Below are 16,072 nucleotides of genomic sequence, written 5' to 3' on the forward strand. Positions count from 1 at the left end.
CCCGGCCCCTCCCCCAACTGCGCCGGAGCGGCGGTCAGCGCCGCGCTGCTCGCCGTCGTCGGATGGCTGCCGCGCGCGGGCGTGGAGTTGGCCGCGACACTGCTCGTGGGCTGCACGGGGGCGGCCGCCATGGCATTGGTCCCGGCCCTGTGGACCGCCGCGGTGCTGGCCGCAGTTGTCGGATTGAGCGTGGGCGTCTCCGGCGCCCTGGACAGCGCCCTCATCCAGGCTGCGGCGGACCCCGCCTATCTCGGCCGGGTCACCTCCGTCGTCATGCTCACCATGGTCGGTCTCGCGCCCCTGTGCTACCCGCTGGTCGGCGCGGCCATCGGCATCTGGGGCGCCGCACCGGTGTTCCTCGGCTGTGGCGCCGTCGCCGGCCTGGGCGCGGCCCTCGCCCTGGCCTCCACCCCGGTCCGGCACGCTGAACTGCCCCGACGGCATCAGGTGTGACCGCCCCGGGCAGCGCCCCACTCGCATCACCCGCTGCGCCGTTGACGGCTTCGCGAAGGCCGCCTCCGCTATCGGGAGCCATTTCGTGGGCGACTTCCAGCCGACGGACTCCGAACTTCTCACACAGGCAGCGGAGTTCGGTCGGCCCAGCGCCGCAGTCGCCACGGTCATTTCGCGCCCGATGCCCAGACACCTGCAACTGGCCCTCACAGCAAGCCTCGCACGAGTCGCGATGACACACCACATGCCGGACTCCTCGACCAGGTAGTGGACAACACCGAAGACCAGCTTGCCCAGTTCGGGTGTTGCGTCCCCGACGCCCGAGCAAGGCTCCCACAAAGGGCTTGCCGCTCAACTGAGTTCCGTTCCTTCGACGAGATCTATCACTCAACTACCTTGATATAAAAGCGACTTGGCGACTAGCCTGCCTCGACGTGATCGCGGTCCTCGTGGTGCAGCATCGCCTGGGCGACGGCATAGAGCCGGGTGGCCATGCTCGGCCAGCCGGCGGAGTAGGCCGAGTCATCCTGGGCAACCCTCCCCAGGTGGTTGGCCACAGGTCGGGCCCAGCCGGCGATGAAGTGCTCGTCGCCGTAGCGGCCGACGAACGGGACCCACCACGCCCCCCACCACGGGTCGTCTCGCTGGTCCGGATCGTCGGGGTCCCAGATCCTCATCCGCATGGTGCGGATCTCGACGATCCTTTCCGTGGAGTTCAGGGAGCCACACGGAAGGACAGCGAGGTAGGCGTCGTCTCCGTCACGACACAGCAGCGACTCGCACAGATCGACGGGGATCTCGAACCCGAGCCGTTCCTCGGTGCACCCGACGGCTTCGGGCGATGCGGGCGGGCGACGCTCGGCCAAGCTGGCTGATGCGTTCTTCGTCAGCCAGGCGTCAATGAGGTTCCAGGGCTCGGCCACCGAATCCCAGAGTCCCGTGACATCACGGCGGGCGGGAGTCATCCCCGCGCACCGGGCTCTCCTCCGCTCGAGGCGCCCAGCGCTCCGCCACTCTCCCGAGCCGTCACCCGCGCTCTCCCCCCACATCCGGACTCGTCGGGCTGATCACCCGACACATCGCGAGCCTCGACCGTCGACGGGGCTCGCGTCGGCCACCGAGTCCGAACCAACTCCTCTCTTATTCGTACGAACTAAATACCGACGCGCTCGGTTACCGTCGGAAGGCTGCGGGTCGGCATGCCCACCACCACCTCGTCCGAAAACAGGGCCGTACCGAGATTTGTTTATAACGGGTCTTCTGATGTCTTTTGTGTTCAGGCCCTTGAACGTGAAGTGGCCTGCGGCGTGCAAATCGCCTCTGAGCGCTGAGGAGTCGGCTCCCGAGGCCTCGAAGAGGCCACTCACGCTCACACCCACGCCGGACGGGTGCCGAACGTCGCGCCCGCTCCTCCTTCCGGCGGAAGCTCGTTCCCGGCTCCGCCACCTCCTGGCCGCCAACTCGATCTCAGGCGTACCGCAGCTCGCTTCGGCAGCTTGGCAAGTTGGGCCTTCACCCGCTCCCCTCACCTCCGGTCCTCCGCTTCACGGTAAGCCCGGGTTCGTGGCAGCACCGAGGTACCGGCTGTCGGCGCCACCGCCAGGCTGGCCGCAGCTGCGGCCGCCGTCGGAAAGCCCGTCACGAGACATCGCTTCAGCGACTACGACGAGCACTACTTCGTCGAGAAGCTGACCTTCGCCGATGCGGATGCGGTCCTCGCCATGTTGAGGGCGCTGTGCCTGCGGCCGGCTGACGGGGCTGCCTGCCGGTGCAGATACGGAGTGCGGCGTACCGGCCCGTACCTCTGTCACGGCCGGACGAGCCGGCACTGATGCGGGAAGACGGCACAGAACCTGTGGCTGCACAGCCCGGATTGGAACGGCATCACGACGAGCCTGACCGAACGGGCCCACCACCTGGGCCACAGTCGGATCGAGGACACCGAGTCGATTTGACCGCGCGCTCGACCTCGTTCCGGCGCTTGTACATCTCCTTGTCGACGCTCGCAGGCCAGCCACCTCGGCTGCCTCACTGCCGGCGGTGGCCCGCTGATCCGGCCCCTCCGGAATGGCGTGCTCGAATCTGGCGCCTTCACAGGTAGCGACAGTTGCGGCGGCAGTCGGGAGCGTGCGCGGATGACCGCACCTGGCCCCTTGACCCCGATGCGTTCGAGGATCGACATCAGCTGTGGCATACCGCCCCACTGGCCGGGTCCTCTCCAAGGTGCGAACCGTACGGTCGAGATCTGGAGGTAGCGGTTCTGCCCCGGTAAGCACTTCCGGGGCCATCGGTCCGGCCGGATATGAGCTGCTGGTTCGATCGTGAAGGTGGCACACTCGACGCCGCTGTGGATGTCCAGAGCATCGCTTGGCCGATGGCGCATCGAATTTTCCGCGGAAAACTCAGCGTCCCTCGACGGAACCCACGGATCGGCCATCCCCGGAACCGTCCGTTGCTGGCACCGTCCATTGCCGTGGGCACGATGGATGTCCGTCGAGAACTCTGACCAGCCGTCGCGGAGAAGCTCGGATCGAGCCAACCCGGACGATATGGGTCAGTGCTACGGAGGCCCCTTGAATGAGCCGGAACCCGAACCCCGAGTCGGGCCGTGGCTGTGCGGCACGTGAGCGTGTGCTTGCCAGTCGGCTGGTCCGGGTGTCGATGCTGCTCCCCCATCGAAGCCCTCGAATTTTCTGCGGAAAATCCGTCGGCTGACTGGTAGGCAGACAGGACTCCGGCCGGCGCGAGCGCTGTGTCACGGTCCCAGCAAGCGACCGACCCACCCTCGCGAAACACGAACTGCCGACAGCTTCGACTCCCCCGCGACCTCCTGCGGGGGAACGCCTGTCACGGCGAATGGGGGTGGCCCTCTCCCCCGCTGAGGCACGCTGTGAAAGTGATCAAGCTGATCGCCTGATACGTCACAACCCCTGGATGGCTTCGCCCAAGTCGGGACCGTAGGCGGCCCAGCAGATGATTGAGCCGTCGAAGTCGAGCTCGCCCATGTACCAGTCGTCGTCCGCTCGCACGAGACACAGGCCGTGGAAGGACAGGATGACGTCGGGTCGGAGTGAGACGTAGTCTGCGCGACCGTGCTCCTCGACCACGACCAGCCGTTCGAGGGTGAGCAGGGCGGCTTCAAAATCCCCTGATGCGGAGCGCACTCGCTCGATCGTCCAGCCGTCTGGCAGTCCATCGTTCACCGCCACATGATCGCAGCGGGGAGCATTTCGCAGCTACTCGTACAGGGCTGCGATCAATGCGGTTGCCTCGTAGCGGACAGCCAGCTCGTCGTACCCCGTCGCCGCCGCACGCGGTGTTGCTTGAGCGCGCTAGTCATCCTCGCCGGACCTGGGCGACGACCGTCGCCGGCACCGAGCTCCTTGCGGCTTTGTCCCTGCCCGACCGCCGACGAATTTTCTGCAGAAAATCGGGGAGCCACGATCCCCTGGCCCCGGACACGGTCGTGCTGTCGGGAGCTCACTGCGCGACGGCTACCCGGCTGCCCATGCCGAGCGCAGGATCGCACACCGCACCGGTTCTGGTAAGCGACGCCGATGGACACTGCCACGATGACGAACATTCATCGTGGGCCACACCCATCCAGTCCGAGGTAGACGCGCCGTTTCCTCCATGCTGGATCAGTCGCCTCAGCGACTCCCCCGCATACGACTGAGCTCCCGTCGCAACCGCAGGCCAATGACGCAGCTCCACCGGCCCGCCCCACACGGTACGGCCGGCAAGCCCGCAGGGTCGTTCGCCAGCCGGCCGGATGCCACTCGCTTCGGACTGCGGTGGACCACGCTGAGAAATTTTCCGCAGAAAATTCGGCGGCTCTCGGGAAGAGCAATTGGGCAACCCGGGGGACGGCTGGGTTTCCCCTAATGACTCGACGCGTTGTCCGGGGCTCGCTGCGCAACGATCGCCTGCCTGCCAACACAGACGCGCCATCTACTTCGGGCTGGATCAGTCGCCTCAGCGACTCCCCCACACATGATTGAGTCCCCATCACGACTGCGGGCCGATGGTACGGCTCCGCCGAAAAGGACCGACACGGTCTGCCCGGGCTCACCCCCAGGGTCATTCGCAAGCCGGCCAAGTGCCACTCGCTTCGGATCGCGGTGGACCAGGAGGCTGGACTGCTGAGCCGCGTCACGAAATTTTCCGCAGAAAATTCGGGGGTCTCAGAGAGGACAGCGGGACAGCGCGGGGGACTGACAGGTTCCCCGAGATGACGTCACACACCGTCTGGACCCACTCCAACAGCGTGCGCCCAGCATGCTGCGCCAGCGGCAGAGCGCGCGCGAATTCATGAGCCCGATGCCAGCCAGCGCACACAGCTGCCCTGCCGACCATCCCCCGCCGGGGCAAAAAGCGGCCGAAGCTGCTGCCCCGCAGCTGCCCTACGCGTGGAGAATTTTCTGCGGAAAATCGTCCGCGCCGAGCTCGCTTCGCGGCGATTGCCCGCCGACCCATACCGCGTATAGAAGTGTCCACCGCACTGGTTCTGGCAGGCGACGACGGCAGGCGTTGCCAGGATGACACCCATCCATCCTCAACCGCGCCCGTCCAGGTCGGGACAGAATCCCGCTTCCTCCCCCGCCGGACCGACAGCTCCGACAGCTCAGCCCCGCCACAATCGCACGCCGATGCTGAGAATCTCCACCGGGAAAGGCAGCAGCACGGTGTGACCGGGACCGCCCCAGGGTCGTTCGCCAGCTGGCCGGGTGCCGCTCTCTTCGGATCGCCGGGGCCAGACAGCCAGGTTCTCGAACCGGGTCGCGAAATTTTCCGCAGAAAATTCGGGGCTCTCAAAGGGGGCACTGGGACGTCTCGGGGGGATTGACCGGCTCCCCGAGATGACGTCACACGCCGTCCGGACCTACCCCCAACGGCGTGTGTCCGCCATGCTGCGCCAGCGGCAGAGCGCGCGAATCCATGAGTCCGATGCCAGCCAGCGCACACAGCTGCCCTGCCGACCATCCCCCGCCAGCGCAAGAAACGGCAGAAGCTGCTGCCCCGTGGCTGCCCAGGGCATGGAGAATTTTCTGCGGAAAATCGCTCAGCCACCTCCAGGCCGGGACAGAATCCCGCTCCCTCCCCGCCAAACCAACAGCTCCCCCACACACAGCTGAGCCCCACCACAACCGCACGCGGATGCTGGAACCCTCAGCCGGAGCCAGCACCAGCGCGGTGTGACCGGGACCGCCCGCAGGATCGTTGGCCAGCCGGCCGGGTGCCGATCCCTTCAGACCGCCGTGGACCAGACAGCCGAAGTGCTGAACCACGCCGCGAAATTTTCCGCAGAAAATTCGACGGCCCCCAGAAAGGACACCGGGACGGCCCGCCGATTGCTCAGCTGACTGGCCGCCAGCGCGAGTAGCAAGCGACGGCACAGCACGGCCCGAACCGGGGGACGAGCGCGGGGGAGTCGCAGAGAACCCGGCTCACCGCGAGCCCCGGCCTCGCCCCCGACGTCGGGAACGACCGCCCCAGGCCGTGTCAGTCGACCTGATCCACTGCGGCCGCAGCACGACCGAAGGTCCGCCAGCGGGCCGCCGCTTCCGCAGCACGCAGTCCGAAGGCGCAGAATTTTCTGCAGAAAATTCAGGGGGGATAGCTGAGCCAGCGGGGGAGCGGCAGCCCGATCCAGATGACGCGTCGGCCCCACCCGCTTGCTGTCCCCCGAATTTTCCGCAGAAAATTCAGGAGACAGCAACTGGTCGACCAAGGTCGGCGGCTTCGATTCGGTGGGCCATCAGGTTCGGCGAACCCATCGACCCGGTGCCGTACCCACTGCCACGATGTCCCGATGTCCTCATCCCTTCTCGCGGAACCGTGGCTGCGAGGCGTCGCGGCCAACCGGGCCGCGCCGCCTGGACGGCCCTCTGTCAGGAACGCGCTCTTTCCCCCGAGGTCGTCGAGGCAGTGCTCGCACACCCCGAGCAGACGGTCCGCCGCGCATTCGCCCGCAACCGGCACGCCTCTCCCGAACAGCGCGGCCGGCTGGTCGACGACCACGATGCCTTCATCCGCGCAGGCCTTGCCGCAGGTCCGCGCCCGCGTCTGGACAGGGCCGAGCCGCTGCCCGACGATGTCCTGGAAATCCTGCTGACCACCCGCGACGAACACCGCCGGGACCAGTTGCTCAGCGCGGACGAGATCCGGCAGGAGCTGGCGTTCTCCGGGCAGATCCGCACCTCGTTCCACCGTGGGAGGCTCGACCACCCGAACCCCGTGCTTCGGGCCCAGGCCGCCAGCCTGTGGTTGTGGCTGGCTCCCGGCCAGCGCGACGCGCTCCTGGCCGACCCGGATCCCACCGTTTCGGAGGCCGCCCGTGACCACAGCCGGATCCTGGACCCGGCAGCGATGGAAGCGGAGCTGCCGGAGCACGGCTGCCATGCTCGGAACCTTCTGCTCATCAACTACGCCGTCTCCCACGCCGTGGCCGAGCAGTGTCCCGCCGAACGGCGCGAGCTGTGGTCTCTTGCCCGCGACCCCCACACGCCCGGCGACATCGTCGCCCGCCTCGCCCACGACCCCGATCCGGACGTGCGCGAGCAGGTGGCTGCCCGAGCTGATCTGGACCCGCAGCTTCTGGCAGAACTGGCCCAAGACCCGGACAGCGCCGTACGGGCCCGGGGCCTGCTGCACCCGTTGCCGCGGACCTGGCCGCGGCGCGCCGCCATCGACCGGGTCTACGGGCACACCGTCGAGAACGTCGGCGCCGTCGGCAAGATGTTCGTCGAGCCGGGGACGAGCTGGTAGGAGGCTCGCGCCGCGTCTGCGAATCCTCGACCACCCGCTGGCACCGCCCGCACTTGTTCTCGACGCCTTCATCGCCGCACCGCGCCAGCGGCCCTACCTGCTCACGCTGCCCCGCCTGCCCCGCACCGGCCTGGGCCACTTGCTCGACCACGACGACCCGGATGTCCGTGCCCTGGCCGCCTCCGACGTCGGCCAGGCCCAGCCGCCTGTCCGCCTGCTCTCCGATCCCGAACCCCTCGTCCGTCAAGCCGCGGCAGCCAATCCGCGTCTTCTTCTCGACCTGCTCTCGGCTCTGCTGAACGACCCGGAGCACGCGGAAGGAGCCGCAGCCAACCCGAACCTGACAGCTGACCACCTCCACGAGTTGCTCGACCTCTGCGGACTGCCCGGAGCCGCAACCCGGTGAGGCCCGCAACGGCCGCGCGGTTTCAGCGGCCGCTCCCGATACCCAGGAGGTGAAGTAACGGCAGCGCGGCAGCGTCCGAACTACGTGCCGTCGCCTTTGGCGAACGCGTGCTCGTCGAACGAACTGGCATGCCCGTGGCCAAGTCCGTAGCCGGGGGCGACGGCCCGGGAGCGCCCGGTTAGGCTGAAGCGGCACGTCAACGGCCGTGGGAGGCCGGGGACGGTCCTGAACGAGGGGGAGCATGAGCGAGCTCGACGACCTGCGGATGCGCCTGGCGGCACTGGAGACGGAGGTCGACCGGCTTCGGAAGGAGTCCGCCGCGTCGCGCACGGGGGCGGCGATGGCAGGCCGGGGCGGTACGAAGGCAGCGAGAGCCACGAAGGCACATACGTCGCCGCGCGGCCGCGCCCAGGTGGAGAACGAGACCGGCGCGGGGGAGAGGCCGGGGGAGAGGGAGGCCGAGACTGGTCAGGCGATGACCTGCCTCGCCGAGGCGCTCGGCGTCCTGGGCGCCGGGCGGGTCCGCCAGGTCGAGGTCCCGCAGACCCAAGTGCTCCGAGCCCGAGTCCTCCAGAGCGAAACCCTACGGATCCAAACGCCGCAAGCCGAGAAGCCGCGGGCGGAAGACCTGCGGACCGAGGTTCCGAAGACCGAGGTTCCGCAGGCCGAGATTCCACAGGCTCTCACCCCGGCCATGGAACACCCGGACCGCACGCCCCCGCAGCACGGCCGGTTCCTGGACAGCCTCCTGGCGGGGCAGCCGGCCCTCTTCGAGGAGAAGCGCCGCCCGGACGCCGAGCCGTAACCGCCGGACGAAAAGCAGTCGTCTGAGCAGAACGGCGTGGGTGCGAGTGCACCCACGCCGATACGGTCACGCCTTCGGAAGCGTTATCCCCAGTTCGAGCATCGCCGGCGAGGCCGGTCCGCCCTCGGAGCGCTCGGTCTTGTACCCCTTGACGCCGGGGGCGACGGTGCGCGGGTCGACGGCCTCGGAGGGGGCGCCGGTGGAGTAGAGGCCCTCTGGGTCCTGGTCGCGGTCGTGCGGCAGGAGCCAGAAGACGCGTCGACGGAAGGTGCCGGAGGCCCGGGAGGACCTGGCGTCGGGGCCGAGGATGGCGTAGCCGACCATGCGGCCGTCGCGGTGGTAGGCGGGGCGGCCGCGGCGGGTGGTGAGGCGGTCCAGGGACTGGCGCACGTAGTCGAGGTCGGTGGTGTCCTCAAGCCAGACGAGATCGGTTTCGTGGGCGAGCTCGGCCGGGTCGATCAGCGCGCTCACGCGTTCTGCTCCTCTGTGTCGTCGGTGATCAGGCCGATGCCCGGGTAGTACTTGCGACTGTTGGACAGGACCATCTCCTTGGGGGAGGTCATACCCAGTGTCTCGCGAACTCGTGCAGCGAACGCACGACCGGATACGGGATTGGCGCCTTCGAATCCGCACCAGCGGGTGTACGCGCCGAAGAGCTGGGACTGTTCGGCGCGCATGCCCTCGCCTGTGATGCAGGCCTCCTTGAGGAAGCGGCCCACGTGGTCCTCGGTCTCGGCGTAGGCGGTGGTGGCGACCTGGACGCGCTGGGGACCGGCGAGGTCCTTCTCGCCGGCGAAGTAGCGACGGGCGCCGTCGATGAGCCAGGCGAGGATACCGGGGCCCTCCTCGGCGACGAGGACGTGGGCCAGGTTGTCGATCTTACGTTCCTCGGGGACGACCCGTTCGAACGGGATCAGGCGCATGCGGCGCCAGAAGGCGAAGCCGCCGGTGCCGACCTCGGGGCGGTGGTTGCCGAGCAGCCAGAGCTTGTGGGTCGGTTCGAAGGAGAAGAAGTCCTGGCGCATCCGGCGGGCCTTGATCTTGTCGCCGCCGGTGAGGAGCTTCACCCGGGCCTCGTCGAAGCGGTCGCCGGGCTTGAGCTCGGAGCAGACGATGATGCGTCGGCCGTGGAGTTCGGCGAGGTCGGTGGGGTGCCCGTCGAAGGTCTTGGCCATCAGGAAGCCGGGCGGAGCGGCGTCCGCGTAGTCGCCGAGCAGCTGGATCATGACGTCAAGCAGGACGCTCTTGCCGTTCTTGCCCTGGCCGTAGAGGAACGGCATGACCTGGGCACCGACGTCGCCGCTGATCGAGTAGCCGAGCAGCAGGTGCAGGAAGTCGCGGGTCTGCCGGCCTTCCTTGTCGTCGCCGAAGGTGTCGGTGAGGAAGCGGTCCCAGCGCGGGGTCCGCATCCGGGCGGGGGCCAGGGTGGTGGAGCGGGAGTGGTGGTGGACCTTCGGGTCGGGCGGGACGATGGCGCCTGTGCGCAGGTCGACCACGCCGCCGGGGGTGCACAGGGCGTAGGCGTCGGCGTCCAGGAGGGCGGCGTTGAGGACCATGCCCGGGGCGGACTTCGCCTGGGCGAGCATGGCGTTCATGCCCGAGGTGGAGAGGGCCCGGCGGCGGTGCCGACGCAGATCGGTGTTGGTGTAGACGCCGCGGGAGTCGTGGGTGGCGATGCTCTCGGCCATCTCGCCGGCGGCCCACAAGACGGTGTCGTCCTCGTCGAGCTGCCAGCGGTGCGCCGACCAGCGGTACCAGCCGAGGCCGGGGACGTGGCGGTAGTCGCCTCCGTAGAGGTGGACGAAGAGCTTGGCGTTGCCCCGGTCGGACAGCGAGTCGGGCAGGAGACCGTGCGCGCTCGCCTCCGGACCCGCCGGGGCCTGCTTGGTCTCCTGAACAGGCTCGGGGGCCGGTGCGGGTTCGGCGGACGGGGTGTCGAGAAGGCTTTCCTGGACGGGGGTGCCGTGCCAGGGGGGTGGGGAGGCTGGGCCGGGGACCGGCGGGTACTCCAGGATCTGCTGGGCCGTGGCCACGGGATCGAAGACCGTCCTCTTGCGGGTGCTGTCGTTCATCCGCGTGCCTTCCCGACGTGCAGGGGCTGTCGGGCGCCGGCGGCGAGGCCGGAGCGGATGACGGCGGAGCTTTGCCTGTCCTGGCTGGGGCGGGCGGTGTGGGCCGCGTCCAGCAGGAGCCGCTCGGCGGCGGTGTGGGTCAGGTGACCGGCGGAGACCAGGCCTCCCATCGTGTAGGCGGCGCGGTTGAGTTTGCCGGTGAAACCGGCGCCCTCGGGGGTGGTGGCACAGTCGGTGACGTCCTGGAGGACGGTGTCGAGGACTCGCTCGGCCCCGCGCTTGCCGCCGCCTGCCGCGACGACGGCCGCACGGCCGCGGTCGGGGACGGACGGCTGGGAGGGACTCGGGGTGCTGGGCTGGTCCTTGAGGTGGCCGGTGCGGACGAGTTCGTCGCTGAGCCACTGGGGCAGGGGCGCGGGGGTCCTCGCCCCGGGGAGCGCGGTGTAGGTACCGGCGGTGGTCACGGTGCCGGGGGCGACGATGTAGCCGCCGTGGGCGCGCACGTCGACCTGCCAGGCCAGGGCCCGACCGTTGGAGGAGCCCGTGGAGCAGGCGAACCTGCGGGGAGCGTCCTCCTGGTACCAGATGTGCAGGCCACCGGAGGGGGTGCGCACGCGCAGGGTTTCCGTGTCCGTCGCAGGATCAGGAGCTTGGCGCAGGGCCGCGAGCAGAGCGAGGGTGTGGTACCCGTTCTCCAGCCCGTCGAGGTTGACGTTCTCGTGGATCGGGATCCCGGGGAGGATCCGGTCCCGCGCAGGGACGGTGCTGGGGTGGCTGTCGACATCGATGACGACGAGACCCGCAGGGCCACAGGCGACCCCAGTACCGAAGTCCGGATTGACGCGCCACCAAGCGGTGAGGACGTCCTGGTCGAGAGTGGCCGCGTGGAAGCCGTGGCACCAGCGACCGGCCGCAGGGCACGGGCAGTCGGCGGGACTGTGGGCCGGCTCCTGGCAGGGCTGGCAGTTGGCGGGCGGGGTCTTGCGACCTGGTGCGAGCGGGTGGACGGGCCAACCCTGGACGGCGCACCAGCGCGCAACGGCCAGCGCATCCGGCTGGCGAAACGCTCGGTCGCTCCCCACGGCCTTAGGCGCCGTCACGCTGGTCCCTCTCCCCATGGTTGGTAGCTGCTCGGACTTGAGTCGCTCGTTCAGTCGCTGAGGGCAAATAGCCAGGTCAGGGCACTGGTGGGCGCCGGATCAGCGACTGAAGCGACCGAAGTCCAGAAGATAGCTCACACAGACTATCCGAGCGAGGACGTGGGGACGCGAACTGCCGGAGTCTGCGGCGAAACTCAGCTACCGAAAACCGGGCCAGCGACCGACCCCGTTCAGTCGCTGGTTTCGGTCTTCCGGCATTTTCGCAGGTCAAAGCCAGTTTTAACAGCAAACAGCGACTGAAGCGACTGTAGCCCGGGTCTATAACGCGCACACGCACAGGGGAATGTCTTCATATACCTGACCTTGAGTCGCTTCGGTCGCTGACGGGGTGGGTGAACCTGCCCTGACCTGGGATTCTTCCCAGCGACTGAACCTCAGCGACTGAAAGCGACTGAGTCTCTCGGGCACTCTTCCCCGGCGTGTCGCCGGACCAGGTTCTCGTGGAAGTCCCCGACTTGGGTCGCTTGGGTCGCTTCAGTAGCTCCGCCGCAGGGCCTGGAGAGCCGCTTCGATGCTGTGACCTGGGACTATGTCCGCAGGAGCGCTCAGTGCCTGAACACTTCCAGCACTCAGTCGCTGAGTCGCTTCGGTCGCCCCTGCCCTCCGAGGACAGTGCTGTTGCCCTGTTGTCCCGGTACGTAGGGCCTGTTCGTGGCACCGGATCCGGTTCGGTCGCTGGAGGTCTGAGCCGGCGGAGGCCCCCAGCGACTCAGGACATGCCTCGGCAGGGCAGCTACTGAAGCGACCCAAGCGACTGAGACTCCGACTTGGTCGAGCAAGCAACGGGCCGACGCTCCGCCGGCCGGCGGCCGAGTTCGTAGCTCAGGCCGTGCCGGAGTCCGCGGGGATGGTCCGTCTTGCCCGACACGCCGTCTTCTGGCTTGTAGCGAGCTGTACGGCGAACTACGATTCGCCGGTATGAAGCAGCTGAACGTGCGACTGGACGACGCCGTGCACGAAGCGCTGGAGCAGCGGGCGGAGGCCGCCGGGCTCAGCCTGACGGACTATGCCCGCAAGGTGCTGGCCGAAGAGGCCGACGAGCGGCGCGAACGGTTCCTGACAGCTGCGGCGCACTTCGCGCCGACCTGGGCGCCGGCGTTCGAGGCCGAGTTCGGGCCTTACCCGCAGAGCACCCGCGGCGCCGCGGCGGACGCCGCGTGATCCTCCAGATAGACCGGGCGTGGCTGCTTGACATCGCCCACCAGTTCCTGCCCGCCGATCCGGACGTCACCGACTACGGCACCCTCGCCGCCGCGGTCGCCCGCCACCTCGACGAGGTCATGGACATGCCGGTGTACGGCGAGGTGCACCAGCGGGCCGCGGCCCTCATGCACCAGCTGATCCGCGTCCCGGCCCTGGAGTTCGCCAACGAGCACTTCGCCGCTGTCGTGGCCGCCTCCTACCTCAGCGCCTCCGGGGTCATCGTCACCGCGGAGCCCAAGCAGGCCGCCGACCTGGCCGCCCGCATCCGCGCCGGGGACTCGGACGTCCGGGAGACGGCGGCCGCCGTCCGCACCTGGTACCGCTGACCCCGGTCGACGACCGGCCGGTCGGGGGAGCCCCCGCGGCGCTGTGCGGTGACGAGTGGTGTTCACCGAGGGCGCGGCCCCAGCAGCTACCGAAGGCACCGGACAGCGACTGTCAGACCGGTATGCAATCGTGTGTGGACGGGTGGCGCTCACGGAGAGCCGCGCTGACGACGAACGAACGGGGGGCCGCGATGACGGGCTGGGACGGTGTGACCTGGAACAGCTGGCGGGACCACGACGACATCCGCGCGCGGCTCGACGCAGGAGCCGATCCGGACCTGTGGGGCGGGGGTCTCCGCCCCCTGCACCAGGCCGCGGGGTTCGGCTCGCCCGAGGTGGTGGCCGAACTGACGCGCCGGGTGTCGGACGTCGACGCGCTGGAGAACGGGACGACGGCCCTGTGGGAGGCCGTCATGCAGAACCGGCCGGACAACGCCCGGGCCCTCGCAGCCGCAGGCGCCGACCCGTGGCGGCCCCAGCTCGGCGGCTGGTCTCCCGGCCGCATCGCCCTGGCCGGGCCGGTCCTCGACCTGTTCCCCGTGCCGGACGGACAAGCCGGTCTGACAGCGACCGAACAGGCCACCGTCCGGCACGGACGGCAACTCGTCCAGGCCCTGGGCCGTTTCCCCTACGAGGGCACCGGCCTCGCCTGCATCGCCGCCATCGACGCCGCCGAAGCGGTCCGCCGACTGGACGCCACTCCGTTGGACGAGGAGTTCATGGAGGACTTCCTCGACGACCCGAACGAGTACGACATGGACGAGGGCCTGCTCATCGCCGGTGTCACGACCGTTCCCGGCGGATGCATCGTCACCCAGCCCTGGGGCTACACGCCGTCCACCTCGGGCGTGATGGCCCGGCTGACCGCCGGCACGGTCGGCTACGGCCTGTACGCCAACCCCAAGAGCGGCAACCAGGGCAGCATCGTCCGCGACGGCACCGTCGAAGCCTGGGACCTCCACCCCGGTGGTGGCCCCCTCCCGAACCACACCCCGGACGAGGTCCTGACCGGCTACCTCTACCACCACCACGCCGTCGCCCAGGCCTGTGCCTTCGCGGGCTTGCGCCCCACCGATGCCCGCGCCGTCACCGGCCCCGTCGACAGCTGGATACGGCTGCCCGACGTCGACTACTGGGAGCCGTGAGGGCACTGACCCGTCCGTAGGCCCGGGCTGGGCCGGGCGGGTGGCGTCCGAGGGCCCAGCGGTGTGGTGACAAGCCGTGGTGCCGGGTGCCGGCGGGAGGCTGGTGCCCCGTTGGCGGACGAGGAGAGCCTGTGAGTGGGCACAGCCCTGGAGGTGACCGCGGCCCCGTGTCGATGGGCGCGGGCGCGGGACGGACGGCCGGTGATGCCGGTGTGCTGGGGACGGCGCTCGGCGTGGTGCTGGCGTTCTCGCTCGCGCAGGGGTCATGGCAGTGGTTCTCCACCTATCTCGGGGTGACGCTGCTCGCGGTGGTCCTGTCCTTCGGCCGTACGCCGCTGCCGGCGCCGGGTCGGCGGGCCGCCTACGGGCGGAGCCTGGTGGCGTACTCGCTGGTCGTGGGGCTGTGCGTGGCGCTGGCGCTGGCTCCGGCACTTCAGCGCTGGGACTGGCTGTTACCCATGCCGGGGACGCGGAGCGGGTGCGTCGAGGCCGGCCGCTACGAGGTCCTGCGGACGCAGGCCACGCTGGGGGACCTGGCCGGGAATGCCGGTGACGCGTTGGCGTACGTGCAGCGGGAGCAGAGCCGCCAGGCCGTCGACGTCTGCCTGGCGGCGACGACGACGCGTTGGCTGCCGGTGTACGCGCTGGGGGCGGCTCTGCTGGTGGGCGCGGGTTCGTGGGCGTGGGCGCGGTTCCGGGCGCGGAGCACGGCGTTGGGGGTCGGCTGAGTCGGCTGAGAAAGTGTTGGGTAATTGATCAACTTCGTGGCGTGATGCGCTGGCGGTGATCGTCGCGGGCGGGGCATCCGCGACGATCACCGCCATGTGTGTCTGCGCGTGCAAGCCTTCCTACGACTCGTCGTTGACGGATGCCCAGTGGCTGGTGATCGAGCCTCTGCTGCCCGAGCGGGATCCGCGTCGGGGAGGGCGGCCGTTGAAGTTCCCGCGCAGGCTGGTCGTGGACACCGTGTTGTACGTGCTGGTCAGCGGATGTGCGTGGCGCCTGGTGCCGCACGATCTGGCGCCGTGGGACGTGGCCTACCGGTGGTTCCGCGCCTGGACGGCCGACGGCACGTGGAGCCGGGTCCACGAGACGCTGCGCGAGCGGGTCCGGGTGGCGGACGGGCGGGATCCGCAGCCCTCGGCGGCGGTGCTGGACTCGCAGTCGGCCCGCAGCCACCAGGGCGGCGAGGCGATCGGCTACGACGCGGGAAAGCGCGTGCGGGGCCGCAAGCGGCACCTGCTCGTGGACACCTGCGGGCTGGTCCTGCGGGCGGTGGTGCACTCGGCCTCGGTGCAGGACCGGGCGGGCGCGAAGCTCGTCCTTTCCGGCATCCGGGAGCTGTTCCCGCAGGTCGGGCTCGTCTGGGTCGACGGCGGCTACGTCAACATCGTCGATGCGGGCCTGGTCGGCTGGGCGGCGGAACGCGAGAACCTGGAGATCGTCGCGGTGCCGCGCAATGCTGATGTGAAAGGCTTCCAGGTGCTGCCCCGCAGGTGGGTGGTCGAGCGGACATTCTCCTGGCTGGGACGGTGCAGACGGTTGGCACGGGACTACGAGCGCAAGACCGCGCACGCCGAAGCGATGATCAAGGTCGCCATGATCCGGCTCATGGCCGCCCGCCTCGCCGGCGAGGAGGTCGAACCACGCGGCCCCATCGAGACCGAAGCAGCCCGCCGCCTCGCCGACGACCTCAAGAACGAGTGATCACCCGATTACCCAACACTTTCTGAG

Annotated in this window: 13 protein-coding genes and 1 pseudogene; 9 read left to right on the plus strand and 5 right to left on the minus strand. The window is 69.3% G+C overall.

The features are described from left to right. Positions 1-21: 21 nt before the first annotated feature. Positions 22-453 (plus strand): annotated as a pseudogene (locus OG556_RS38630) (MFS transporter); the annotation flags it as partial. A 419-nt stretch (positions 454-872) separates the two neighbouring features. Here the strand turns inward: OG556_RS38630 and OG556_RS38635 are convergent. Further along, complete coding sequence (locus tag OG556_RS38635) at positions 873-1,376, minus strand: hypothetical protein (protein ID WP_331744990.1); 504 nt, start codon at positions 1,374-1,376, stop codon at positions 873-875. A 1,998-nt stretch (positions 1,377-3,374) separates the two neighbouring features. Further along, positions 3,375-3,656 carry a hypothetical protein gene (locus tag OG556_RS38640; RefSeq protein WP_331744992.1) on the minus strand — a complete coding sequence of 94 codons (282 nt, stop codon included), beginning with the start codon at positions 3,654-3,656 and terminating at the stop codon, positions 3,375-3,377. A gap of 2,725 nt (positions 3,657-6,381) precedes the next feature. On the opposite strand from OG556_RS38640, the gene OG556_RS38645 reads away from it, so the two are divergent. From OG556_RS38645 to OG556_RS38655, 3 genes are all read left to right on the plus strand, one after another. After that, positions 6,382-7,221: a hypothetical protein gene (locus OG556_RS38645; protein ID WP_371523133.1), complete on the plus strand. Its 840-nt coding sequence runs from the start codon at positions 6,382-6,384 to the stop codon at positions 7,219-7,221. A 139-nt stretch (positions 7,222-7,360) separates the two neighbouring features. Then, the gene (locus OG556_RS38650) at positions 7,361-7,627 is read left to right on the plus strand and encodes a hypothetical protein (protein ID WP_331744995.1); all 267 of its coding nucleotides are present in this window, start codon (positions 7,361-7,363) and stop codon (positions 7,625-7,627) included. Positions 7,628-7,868: 241 nt separating this feature from the next. Continuing rightward, positions 7,869-8,432, plus strand: a complete 564-nt coding sequence (locus OG556_RS38655) for a hypothetical protein (protein ID WP_331744998.1) — start codon at positions 7,869-7,871, stop codon at positions 8,430-8,432. A gap of 66 nt (positions 8,433-8,498) precedes the next feature. Here OG556_RS38655 and OG556_RS38660 read toward each other — a convergent pair whose 3' ends face one another. The 3 genes from OG556_RS38660 to OG556_RS38670 are packed head-to-tail and all read right to left on the minus strand — an operon-like array spanning position 8,499 to position 11,604. Further along, positions 8,499-8,903 (minus strand): DUF6009 family protein, encoded by a 405-nt coding sequence (locus OG556_RS38660; RefSeq protein WP_063352543.1) that lies wholly within the window; start codon positions 8,901-8,903, stop codon positions 8,499-8,501. Continuing rightward, positions 8,900-10,504, minus strand: a complete 1,605-nt coding sequence (locus tag OG556_RS38665; protein WP_331745002.1) for a phage/plasmid primase, P4 family — start codon at positions 10,502-10,504, stop codon at positions 8,900-8,902. The genes OG556_RS38660 and OG556_RS38665 overlap by 4 nt, the downstream gene beginning before the upstream one ends. Beyond that, positions 10,501-11,604, minus strand: coding sequence for a bifunctional DNA primase/polymerase (locus tag OG556_RS38670; RefSeq protein ID WP_331745005.1), 1,104 nt, complete (start codon positions 11,602-11,604; stop codon positions 10,501-10,503). The genes OG556_RS38665 and OG556_RS38670 overlap by 4 nt, the downstream gene beginning before the upstream one ends. 978 nt (positions 11,605-12,582) lie before the next feature. Between OG556_RS38670 and OG556_RS38675 the strand changes: the two genes are divergently transcribed. The 5 genes from OG556_RS38675 to OG556_RS38695 all read left to right on the plus strand — a co-directional run bounded on the left by OG556_RS38675 (position 12,583) and on the right by OG556_RS38695 (position 16,045). Further along, positions 12,583-12,825, plus strand: coding sequence for a toxin-antitoxin system HicB family antitoxin (locus tag OG556_RS38675; RefSeq protein ID WP_063352545.1), 243 nt, complete (start codon positions 12,583-12,585; stop codon positions 12,823-12,825). Further along, positions 12,822-13,193 (plus strand): fic family toxin-antitoxin system, toxin component, encoded by a 372-nt coding sequence (locus tag OG556_RS38680; RefSeq protein ID WP_331745008.1) that lies wholly within the window; start codon positions 12,822-12,824, stop codon positions 13,191-13,193. Before OG556_RS38675 ends, OG556_RS38680 begins: the two co-directional genes overlap by 4 nt. A 191-nt stretch (positions 13,194-13,384) precedes the next feature. Continuing rightward, positions 13,385-14,338, plus strand: coding sequence for an ankyrin repeat domain-containing protein (locus OG556_RS38685; RefSeq protein ID WP_331745010.1), 954 nt, complete (start codon positions 13,385-13,387; stop codon positions 14,336-14,338). Between the two features lie 173 nt (positions 14,339-14,511). After that, complete coding sequence (locus OG556_RS38690; protein ID WP_331745484.1) at positions 14,512-15,066, plus strand: hypothetical protein; 555 nt, start codon at positions 14,512-14,514, stop codon at positions 15,064-15,066. A gap of 94 nt (positions 15,067-15,160) precedes the next feature. Further along, a complete protein-coding gene (locus tag OG556_RS38695) occupies positions 15,161-16,045 on the plus strand; it encodes an IS5 family transposase (RefSeq protein ID WP_331745013.1) in 885 nt (294 codons plus the stop codon). Positions 16,046-16,072 lie beyond the last annotated feature (27 nt).

The sequence above is a fragment of the Kitasatospora sp. NBC_01300 genome, assembly GCF_041435235.1.
Taxonomy (GTDB): Bacteria; Actinomycetota; Actinomycetes; order Streptomycetales; family Streptomycetaceae; genus Kitasatospora.